This is a genomic window from Pyxidicoccus fallax (assembly GCF_012933655.1).
Classification (GTDB): domain Bacteria; phylum Myxococcota; class Myxococcia; order Myxococcales; family Myxococcaceae; genus Myxococcus; species Myxococcus fallax.
The window spans coordinates 96,175-106,199 of the sequence record NZ_JABBJJ010000005.1 but is presented as its reverse complement, the minus strand read 5'-3'; the positions used below and the strand labels follow the sequence as shown (position 1 = coordinate 106,199).

5 protein-coding genes are annotated in these 10,025 nt (G+C 70.3%); 1 reads left to right on the top strand and 4 read right to left on the bottom strand.

Going from position 1 to position 10,025, the window contains the following annotated elements; all coding sequences use genetic code 11:
* The first annotated feature begins 72 nt into the window (after window positions 1-72).
* Window positions 73-1,266 carry an aminotransferase class I/II-fold pyridoxal phosphate-dependent enzyme gene (locus HG543_RS01945; RefSeq protein WP_169342908.1) on the top strand — a complete coding sequence of 398 codons (1,194 nt, stop codon included), beginning with the start codon at window positions 73-75 and terminating at the stop codon, window positions 1,264-1,266.
* A 135-nt stretch (window positions 1,267-1,401) separates the two neighbouring features.
* Here HG543_RS01945 and HG543_RS01940 read toward each other — a convergent pair whose 3' ends face one another.
* The 4 genes from HG543_RS01940 to HG543_RS01925 all read right to left on the bottom strand — a co-directional run bounded on the left by HG543_RS01940 (window position 1,402) and on the right by HG543_RS01925 (window position 9,994).
* Entirely contained in the window at window positions 1,402-4,869 is a 3,468-nt protein-coding gene (locus tag HG543_RS01940) for a methylmalonyl-CoA mutase family protein (protein WP_169342907.1), read from the bottom strand.
* Window positions 4,870-4,944: 75 nt separating this feature from the next.
* Complete coding sequence (gene meaB / locus HG543_RS01935; RefSeq protein ID WP_169342906.1) at window positions 4,945-5,928, bottom strand: methylmalonyl Co-A mutase-associated GTPase MeaB; 984 nt, start codon at window positions 5,926-5,928, stop codon at window positions 4,945-4,947.
* Complete coding sequence (gene scpA, locus HG543_RS01930) at window positions 5,925-8,111, bottom strand: methylmalonyl-CoA mutase (RefSeq protein ID WP_169342905.1); 2,187 nt, start codon at window positions 8,109-8,111, stop codon at window positions 5,925-5,927. Before scpA ends, meaB begins: the two co-directional genes overlap by 4 nt.
* Entirely contained in the window at window positions 8,111-9,994 is a 1,884-nt protein-coding gene (locus HG543_RS01925) for a methylmalonyl-CoA mutase family protein (RefSeq protein WP_169342904.1), read from the bottom strand. The genes scpA and HG543_RS01925 overlap by 1 nt, the downstream gene beginning before the upstream one ends.
* Window positions 9,995-10,025 lie beyond the last annotated feature (31 nt).

Sequence of the window (10,025 nt, the reverse complement as noted above, 5' to 3'; positions counted from 1 at the left end):
AACGTCTCGTGGGCTCGGCGATGTGTATAAGAGCCAGCCCCCACCGGGCCCGGCCATGAGGAGCGTTCCGCCATGTCCAGGCCCGTGTTCGCGCAGCGAGTCTCCCGGTTCGGCACCACCGTCTTCTCCGAGTTCAGCGCGCTCGCCGCGAAGCACGGCGCCGTGAATCTGGGGCAGGGGTTCCCGGACTTCGACGGGCCGGACGCCGTCAAGGAGGCCGCCCAGCGCGCCATCCGCGATGGGGTGAACCAGTACGCCATGGGCATGGGCGCCAAGGACTTGCGCCTCGCCATCGCCGAGCACTCGCAGCGCTTCTACGGCCAGCAGGTGGACCCGGACTCCATGGTGACCGTCACGAGCGGCGCCACCGAGGCCATCTTCGACGTGCTGCTGGGGCTGGTGGACCCGGGTGACGAAGTCGTCGCGTTCGAGCCGTTCTACGACTCGTACGACGCCAACATCACCTTCATCGGCGCCACCGCGCGCTACGTGCCGCTGCGGCCGCCGGACGCGACGCATGCCGAGTGGTGGTTCGACCGGGACGAGGTGCGCGCCGCCTTCGGCCCGCGCACGCGGCTGCTCATCCTCAACTCGCCGCACAACCCCACGGGCAAGGTGTTCACCCGCGAGGAGCTGGAGTTCCTCGGCGGCCTGTGCGCCGAGTTCGACGTGAAGGTGCTGTCCGACGAGGTGTACGAGCACATCGTCTTCGCGCCGGCGCGTCACCTGCGGCCGGCCACGCTGCCCGGGCTGGCGGAGCGCACCGTCACGGTGAGCAGCGGCGGGAAGACGTTCAGCCTCACGGGGTGGAAGGTGGGGTGGATCATCGCGCCGCCTCCGCTACGGGACGCGGTGCAGCGGGCGCACCAGTTCGTGACGTTCGCCACGGCGTCGCCGCTGCAGGCGGCCATGGCGGCGGCGCTGCGGCTGCCGGACGCGTACTACGCGGAGCTGGCGGCGATGTACGCGGCGAAGCGGGAGCGGCTGCTGGGCGGGCTGCGGGACGCGGGGCTGACGGCCTTCGCGCCGCAGGGGAGCTACTTCATCCTCGCGGACATCGCGAAGTACGGCTTCCCGGATGACATCGCCTTCTGCCGGCACCTCGTGTCCGAGGTGGGCGTGGCCGCCATTCCGCCGAGCGTCTTCTACGGCCCCGAGCACCGCCACCTGGGCCAGAAGCTCGCGCGCTTCGCCTTCTGCAAGACGGACGCGGTGCTGGACGAGGCGGTGCGGCGCCTGCGCGCGAAGCTGGCACCGAGCCGCTGAGCGCTCGCGGAGGGCGCCTGCGCGACGCGGTGCTGGGAGAAGCGGCACCGCGCCGCTGAGTGTCCTTCGCGACGCGATACCGCGGGCGCGGAGGGCGCCTGCATTTCGCGCAGGCGCCGCTGACCTCAACCTTCGCTACATGTTGCGCCGGTACTGCCCGCCCACCTCGTACAGCGCGCGGGAGAGCTGGCCCAGCGTGCACACCTTGCACGCCTCCATCAGCGCGGCGAACACGTTGCCGTTGTCCAGCGCCGCGCGGCGCACCGCCTCCAGGGCCTTGGGTGCCGTCGCCTCGTTGCGCTTCCAGAAGGCGTCACGCGAGGTGATGGCGTAGTCTTTCTCCTCCTTCGTCGCGCGGATGACCTCGGGCGGAATCGTGGTGGGCGAGCCCTTCGGGTCCAGGAACGTGTTGACGCCGATGATGGGCAGCGTCCCATCGTGCTTCAGCGTCTCGTAGTACAGCGACTCCTCCTGGATCTTCGAGCGCTGGTACATGCGCTCCATCGCGCCCAGCACGCCGCCGCGCTCGGAGATGGCGCGGAACTCGGTGAGCACCGCCGCCTCCACCAGGTCGGTCAGCTCCTCGACGATGAACGAGCCCTGGTTGGGGTTCTCGTTCTTCGACAGCCCGAACTCCTTGTTGATGATGAGCTGGATGGCCAGCGCGCGCCGCACGCTCTCCTCGGTGGGCGTGGTGATGGCCTCGTCGTAGGCGTTGGTGTGCAACGAGTTGCAGTTGTCATTGAGCGCCAGCAACGCCTGCAGCGTGGTGCGGATGTCGTTGAAGGCGATCTCCTGCGCGTGCAGGGAACGGCCGGACGTCTGGATGTGGTACTTCAGCTTCTGCGAGCGGTCATTGCCGCCGTACTTGTCCCGGATGGCCTTGGCCCAGATGCGGCGCGCCACGCGGCCCATCACCGTGTACTCGGGGTCCATGCCGTTCGAGAAGAAGAACGACAGGTTGGGCGCGAAGTCGTCGATGTGCATCCCGCGCGACAGGTAGTACTCGACGAAGGTGAAGCCGTTGGCCAGCGTGAAGGCCAGCTGGGAGATGGGGTTCGCCCCGGCCTCCGCGATGTGGTACCCGGAGATGGACACCGAGTAGAAGTTCCGCACCTTCTGGTCGATGAAGTACTGCTGGATGTCGCCCATCATCCGCAGCGCGAACTCGGTGGAGAAGATGCAGGTGTTCTGCGCCTGGTCCTCCTTGAGGATGTCCGCCTGCACGGTGCCGCGCACCTGCTGGAGCGTCTTCGCGCGGATCTTCTCGTACACCTCGCGCGGCAGCACCTCGTCACCGGACACGCCCAGCAGCAGCAGGCCGAGGCCGTCGTTGCCCTGGGGCAGGTCGCCCTGGTAGCGCGGGCGGGGCACGCCGCGCTCGCGGTAGAGCGCGTCGATCTTCTTCTCCACCGCCTCCACCTGGCCGTTCTCGCGGATCCACTTCTCGCACTGCTGATCCACGGCGGCGTTGAGGAAGAAGCCCAGCAGCATGGGCGCCGGGCCGTTGATGGTCATCGACACGGACGTGGACGGGTCCGCCAGGTCGAAGCCCGAGTAGAGCTTCTTCGCGTCGTCCACGTTGGCGATGGACACGCCCGAGTTGCCCACCTTGCCGTAGATGTCCGGCCGGTGGTCCGGGTCCTCGCCGTACAGCGTCACCGAGTCGAACGCGGTGGACAGGCGCTTGGCGGGCAGGCCGCGCGACACGTAGTGGAAGCGCTTGTTGGTGCGCTCCGGGCCGCCCTCGCCGGCGAACATGCGGGCGGGGTCCTCCCCCTCGCGCTTGAGCGGGAAGACGCCCGCGGTGAAGGGGAAGGCGCCCGGCGCGTTCTCGCGCAGGAGCCACGTGAGGATGTCACCCCAGTCCTCGTAGCGGGGCAGGGCGATCTTGGGGATGCGCAGGTGCGAGAGGGACTCGGTGTAGAGGTCCAGCTCGATGACCTTGTCGCGCACCTGGAACTGGTACTTGGACGCGGCGTAGCGGCGCTTCGTCGCCGGCCACTCCTCCAGCAGGCGGCGGCAGTCCGGGTGCAGGCGCGACTCCAGGTCCTGGTACAGCGCCACCAGCTCGCCGAGGTACGCGGGCTCGCCCTCCACGCGCTCCGTCACCTTCACCACGTCGGCGGTGTCCTTCGGCTCGACGACCTCCAGGCGCTTCTTGCCCACGTTGGCGCGCAGGGCCTGGATGGTGCCGTGCAGCTGGTACATGCGCCGGGCGATGGCGGCCTGGGCGCGCACGAAGGCGTCGTAGCCCTCGCACGTCTCGACAATCTCCGCGAGGTAGCGCGTGCGCTCCGGCGGGATGATCCACTTCTTCTCGCTCATGCCCGGGGTGAGGTCGAAGTGGGACTGGAGCGGCGCCTCGGTCTTCTTCACCACCGCGTCGAGGATGGCGCGGTAGAGGTGGTTCATCCCCGGGTCGTTGAACTGCGACGCGATGGTGCCGTACACGGGCACCGCGTCATCCGCGAGGGTGAAGGCGTTGTGGTTGCGCTTCCACTGCTTGCGCACGTCGCGCAGCGCGTCCAGCGAGCCGCGCTTGTCGAACTTGTTGATGGCGATGACGTCCGCGAAGTCGAGCATGTCGATCTTCTCGAGCTGCGTCGCCGCGCCGTACTCGGCCGTCATCACGTAGAGCGACACGTCCGAGTGCTCGGTGATTTCCGTGTCCGACTGGCCGATGCCGGACGTCTCCACGATGATGAGGTCGAAGCCCGCCGCCTTGCAGACCTCGATGGAGTGGGCCACGTGCCGCGACAGGGCCAGGTTGCTCTGCCGCGTGGCCATCGAGCGCATGTACACGCGCGGGTTGTCGATGGCGTTCATGCGGATGCGGTCGCCGAGGAGCGCGCCGCCGGACTTGCGCTTGGACGGGTCCACGGAGAGCACCGCGAGCGTCTTGTCCGGGAAGTCCGCGAGGAAGCGGCGCACCAGCTCGTCCACGAGGCTGGACTTGCCGGCGCCGCCGGTGCCGGTGATGCCGAGCACGGGCACCCGGGGGGCGTCCACGCGGGCCTGCGCCAGCGCGGTGCGCAGGGCCTCGCCCGCGTCCGCGAAGTTCTCCGCGATGGTGATGAGCGAGGCGAGGCGCTCGGGCTCTCGGGGCAGGGGGTTGGCGAGCAGCGGCTGGAACTCCGGCTCGCGCTTCTCGAAGTCACACTGGGAGATGAGGTCGTCGATCATCCCCTGCAGGCCCATGGCCCGTCCGTCGTCGGGCGAGTAGATGCGCGCGACGCCGTACTTGTGCAGTTCCTCGATTTCCGAGGGGAGGATGGTGCCGCCGCCGCCGCCGAACACCTTGATGTTCGCGCCGCGCTCGCGCAGCAGGTCGATCATGTACTTGAAGAACTCGACGTGTCCGCCCTGGTAGGAGGTGATCGCGATACCCTGGGCGTCCTCCTGGATGGCGCAGTCGACGATCTCCGCCACCGAGCGGTTGTGGCCCAGGTGGATGATCTCCGCGCCGGAGGCCTGCATCAGGCGGCGCATCACGTTGATGGCCGCGTCATGGCCGTCGAAGAGGCTGGCGGCGGTGACGATGCGGACGTGGTGACGAGGCTTGTAGGGTTGGGGAGGAGTGGTGGGCTGAGCGTGTCGCACGCGCGAACACTAGGAGTGTGGAGCGGGCCCGGCAAGGGATTGAGACAGGCCGTGCCCGCACTTCAACTCGGGCTGTCAGGCAGGCGTCTGGGGTAGGAAGGCGCCCAGCACCCGCAGTGCGGCGGAGGTGGGCGTCGCGCGTCCTTCGCGTACGTCCCGCTCCAACGTGGGCACGAGGGAGGCCACCTCGGGGTGCGCCCGCAGGGCCGCTCGGAGCCCGTCATGCACCATGGCCCACATCCATCCCACCTGCTGCTCCGTGCGGCGGCGCGCCAATTCGCCCGACGCGGCGCGGCGTGCCACCTGGGTCTCCACGGCGTCCCACAGCGTGTCGATGCCCTGGCCTTCCAGCGCGCTGCACGTCGTGATGACCGGCTCCGCGCCCGGCCGCATGAGGTGCAGGGCGGCGCGGTACTCGGCGCGGGCGCGCTCGGCGCGCGGGGCGTTGTCGCCGTCCGCCTTGTTGATGGCGATGAGGTCGGCCACTTCGAGGATGCCGCGCTTGATGCCCTGCAGCTCATCGCCCGCGCCCGCGAGCATCAGCACCACGTAGAAGTCCACCATCTCCTGGACCACCGTCTCCGACTGGCCCACGCCCACCGTCTCCACCAGCACCACGTCGAAGCCCGCGGCCTCGCACAGGAGCAGCGTTTCGCGCGTCTTGCGCGCCACACCGCCCAGCGTGCCGCTGGAGGGGCTGGGGCGGATGTACGCGTTGTCCGCGCGGGACAGCCGCGCCATGCGCGTCTTGTCGCCGAGGATGCTGCCGCCGGAGACGGAGGAGGACGGGTCGATGGCGAGCACCGCCACCCGCTTCCCCGCGCCCACCAGGTGCATTCCGAGCGCGTCGATGAAGGTGCTCTTGCCCACGCCCGGCACGCCGCTGATGCCCACGCGCCGGCTGTTGCCCGTGTGGGGCAGCAGGCGCGTGAGCACCTCCTGCGCGAGCGCCGCATGGCGCGGGTGCTCGCTCTCCACCAGGGTGATGGCGCGAGCGAGCACCGTGCGGTCACCGGCGCGGACGCCCTCGACATAGGCATCCGCGGACAGCGGCTTCACGCCTCCTCCTGCATGGCGGAGAGCTTGTCCAGCAGCTCCACGGCGGCCTTCGAGATGACGGTGCCCGGGCCGAAGATGGCGGCGGCGCCCGCGGCCCGGAGGGCATCGTAGTCCTGGGGCGGGATGACGCCGCCCACCACGACCATGATGTCCTCGCGGCCCAGCTTCTGGAGGGCCTGCTTCAGCTCTGGCACCAGCGTGAGGTGGCCGGCGGCGAGCGAGCTGGCGCCCACGATGTGCACGTCGTTCTCCACCGCCTGACGCGCGGACTCCTCGGGCGTCTGGAAGAGGGGACCGATGTCCACGTCGAAGCCCAGGTCCGCGAACGCGGTGGCGATGACCTTCTGGCCACGGTCATGGCCGTCCTGGCCCATCTTCGCGATGAGGATGCGCGGCCGGCGGCCGAAGCGCGCGAGGAAGGCATCCGCCTTCGCCCGGGCATCGGCGACGCCGCCAGCGGAACCGGCTTCGGCGGAGTACACCCCGGAGATGCTTCGCACGGTGGCCTCGTAACGCCCGAAGACCTTCTCGAGCGCGTCGCTGATTTCTCCCACGGTGGCCTTGGCGCGCGCCGCGTCGATGGCGAGCGCCAGCAGGTTGCCCTCCTTGCGGCTGGCGGCCTCGGTGAGCGCGTCCAAGCGGCGGCGGACCTCGGCGGCGTCGCGCTCGGCGCGCAGCTCGCGCAGGCGGGCAATCTGCGCCTCGCGCACCGCGGTGTTGTCCACCTTGAGGATGTCGATGCGGTCCTCGCGCTCGGGCGGGTACTTGTTCACGCCGATGATGGCCTGACGCCCGGAGTCGATGCGCGCCTGGGTGCGCGCGGCGGCCTCCTCGATGCGCAGCTTGGGCAGGCCGGCTTCAATCGCCTTCGTCATGCCGCCCAGCGCTTCCACTTCCTGGATGTGGGCCCAGGCACGGTGCGCCAGCTCGTGGGTGAGGCGCTCCACGTAGTAGCTGCCGCCCCACGGGTCGATGACGCGCGTGGTGCCGCTCTCCATCTGGAGGTAGAGCTGCGTGTTGCGGGCGATGCGCGCGCTGAAGTCGGTGGGCAGGGCAATCGCCTCGTCCAGCGAGTTGGTGTGGAGGCTCTGCGTGTGGCCCTGGGTGGCGGCCATGGCCTCCACGCAGGTGCGCACGACGTTGTTGAAGACGTCCTGCGCGGTGAGGCTCCAGCCGGATGTCTGGCAGTGGGTGCGCAGCGCGAGGCTCTTGTCGCTCTTGGGCGAGAAGCCCTTGATGAGGTGGGCCCACAGGAGGCGGGCCGCGCGCAGCTTGGCCACCTCCATGAAGAAGTTCATCCCGATGGCCCAGAAGAACGACAGGCGAGGCGCGAACGCATCGACGCTCAGGCCGGCCGCGAGCCCCGTGCGCACGTACTCCACGCCGTCCGCGAGCGTGTAGCCCAGCTCCAGGTCCTGCGACGCGCCGGCCTCCTGCATGTGGTAGCCGCTGATGCTGATGCTGTTGAAGCGCGGCATCTTCTCCGCCGTGAAGCGGAAGATGTCGCCGATGATGCGCATCGAGGGGGCGGGCGGATAGATGTACGTGTTGCGGACCATGAACTCCTTGAGGATGTCGTTCTGGATGGTCCCGCTGAGCTGCTCGGGGCGAACGCCCTGTTCCTCGGCCGCGACGACGTAGAGCGCGAGCACCGGAAGGACGGCGCCGTTCATCGTCATGGACACACTCATCTGGTCGAGCGGAATCCGGTCGAACAGGATGCGCATGTCCTTGATGGAGTCGATGGCCACGCCCGCCATGCCCACGTCGCCCGCGACGCGCGGGTGGTCGCTGTCGTAGCCGCGGTGCGTGGCGAGGTCGAAGGCGATGGACAGCCCCTTCTGACCGGCCGCGAGGTTGCGGCGGTAGAAGGCATTGGACGCCTCGGCCGTGGAGAAGCCCGCGTACTGGCGCACCGTCCACGGCTGCTGCACGTACATGGTGGAGTAGGGGCCACGCACGAAGGGAGGCAGGCCGGGCAGCGAGCCCAGGTGCGCCACGCCGTCGAGGTCCTCGGGCGTGTAGAGCGGCTTGACGGGGATGCCCTCGGGCGTGTCCCAGCGCTCGGCGGCGCGGGTGGACTCGCTGGCGCGGCGCCGCTGGGCATCACGCACTTCGGGGGAGGGCTGCGTCTCAGGGGCGTCGAAGGCGACGCGGGAGAAGTCCGGGACGGTGGGGCGCATCAGGCCACTCCGAGCTGCTGGTGCAGGGTCTTCAGGAGCTGGACCAGGTCCGCTCCCGCGTAGATGAACAGGTCCACGCCGGCCGCGCGGAAGGCGGCCTCGTGGTCACCGGGACGGCCCGCCACTGCGACGAAGCGCGCGCCCCGGGCCTTGAGTGCCTGGGTGAGCGCGGGCACCTGCTCCGGGTACATCGCGTCCGGACCGGAGATGACGGCGACGGGCGAGCCCGTCTTCGCGAAGGACTCGGCCACCTGGGCCGCGTCCTTGAGGTCGCGGTGCTCGTCGGCCTCGATGCCGCCCACGGACAGCGCGTTGACGATCCACGTGGAGCGCGTGGTGTGCTCGGCCACCGTGCCCAGGCTCACCATGAAGGCGCGCGGGCGAACGCCGAGCGTGGCGAGATGCCGGTCGCTCGCGTCGCGCAGGGACTCGAAGGCTTCCGCCAGGCGGACGGGGCGCAGCGGCAGGGAGCCGCCCTCGGTGGTGGACACCGGAGTGGGGTGGGGCTCGCGCCGGACGGGGGCCTCGCCCAGGTGGGGGAACTCGCTGACGCCGACGATGGGCAGGCGCCGGGTGCGCACGGCCTTGTCGCGCGCGGCGACGGACTCGGCGATGGCGCGGGCCACGTCACCCTGCGTGAGCGCCTTCGACATGCCGCCGAGGGACTCGATGCGCTGCAGCTCCGCCCAGGCCGCTCGGGCCACCTCGGTGGTGAGCTCTTCGAGGTAGTAGCTGCCGCCCGCGGGGTCCGCGACGCGGTTGAGGCTGGACTCGTCGCGCAGGATGAGCTGCGTGTTGCGCGCGAGCCTGCGGCCCTGCTCGTCCGGCGTGCCCAGCGGCTCGTCGAAGGGGGTGGTGCTGACGCTGTCCGCGCCCGCGACGACGGCGGCGAAGGACTCCGACGTCGCGCGCAGGATGTTCACCCACGGGTCGTGCTTCGTCTTCGTGGCGCTCGCGGTGCGGGCGTGCAGCGTCATGGCCTGCGCCTCGGGCGAGCCACCCGAGGCCGCGACGACCTTGGCCCACAGCAGCCGCGCCGCGCGCAGGCGGGCAATCTCCGGGAAGAAGTGCGCGCCCACGGACAGCGCGAACTGCACCGAGCGCGCCGCGTCGTTGGGGGACACGCCCGCGCGCTCCAGTTCACGCAGGTACTCCACGCCCGTGGCGATGGCCCACGCCAGCTCCTGCACGGGCGTGGCGCCCGCGTCCGCCCAGGCGCGCGACGACACCAGCAGCGCGCGCAGGCCCGGTGCCTCCTTCAGCAGCGACGTCACGAGCGGCGCGGCCTCGCGCAGCGTCGCGGCGACATCCGCCTTCGTCGCGCCCGAGCGCGCCAGCGCGCCGATGGGGTCGATGCCGAGGCTGCCCTTGAGCGCCGCGCGCTGGATGCCCAGGCCATCCGCGACCTGGAGCAGGAGCGACGCGGGAGCGAGCACGTCACGCGCCGGCTCGAGGTGCACGGGCGTGCGCTCCAGCGGGACATGCGCGAGCAGTCGCTTCAACGTGGCCGCGTCCTTCACGTCGACGCCGTACGGAGCGTCCAGGAGCAGCCAGACGCCCATGGCGCCGCGCTCCAGGTCGGTGCGCAGGCTCTCGGCGGTGGAGTCCACGTCGGGGCCGGCGTATTCCTGGCACACCGTCCATCCGCCCTCGGTGTGCCCCAGGGGCTGGGTGCCTCGCACGTAGGGCGCCACTCCCGGGGGCTCCACGGGGGAGGGGACGTCCTCGGAGGTATAGAGGGGCTTGAGGGACAGGCCGCCTTCCAGCGGCGACTGGAGCGACGAGAAGGGCTTGCCCTTCAGGTCCTTCTCCACGAGCTTGCGCCACGCGTCCAGCGACGGAGGCGGGAACTCGGCGGCGATGGGGAGAGGCTCTCGCGACATGCCCCTCCCATAGGCGCAATGCCTGCCGGGG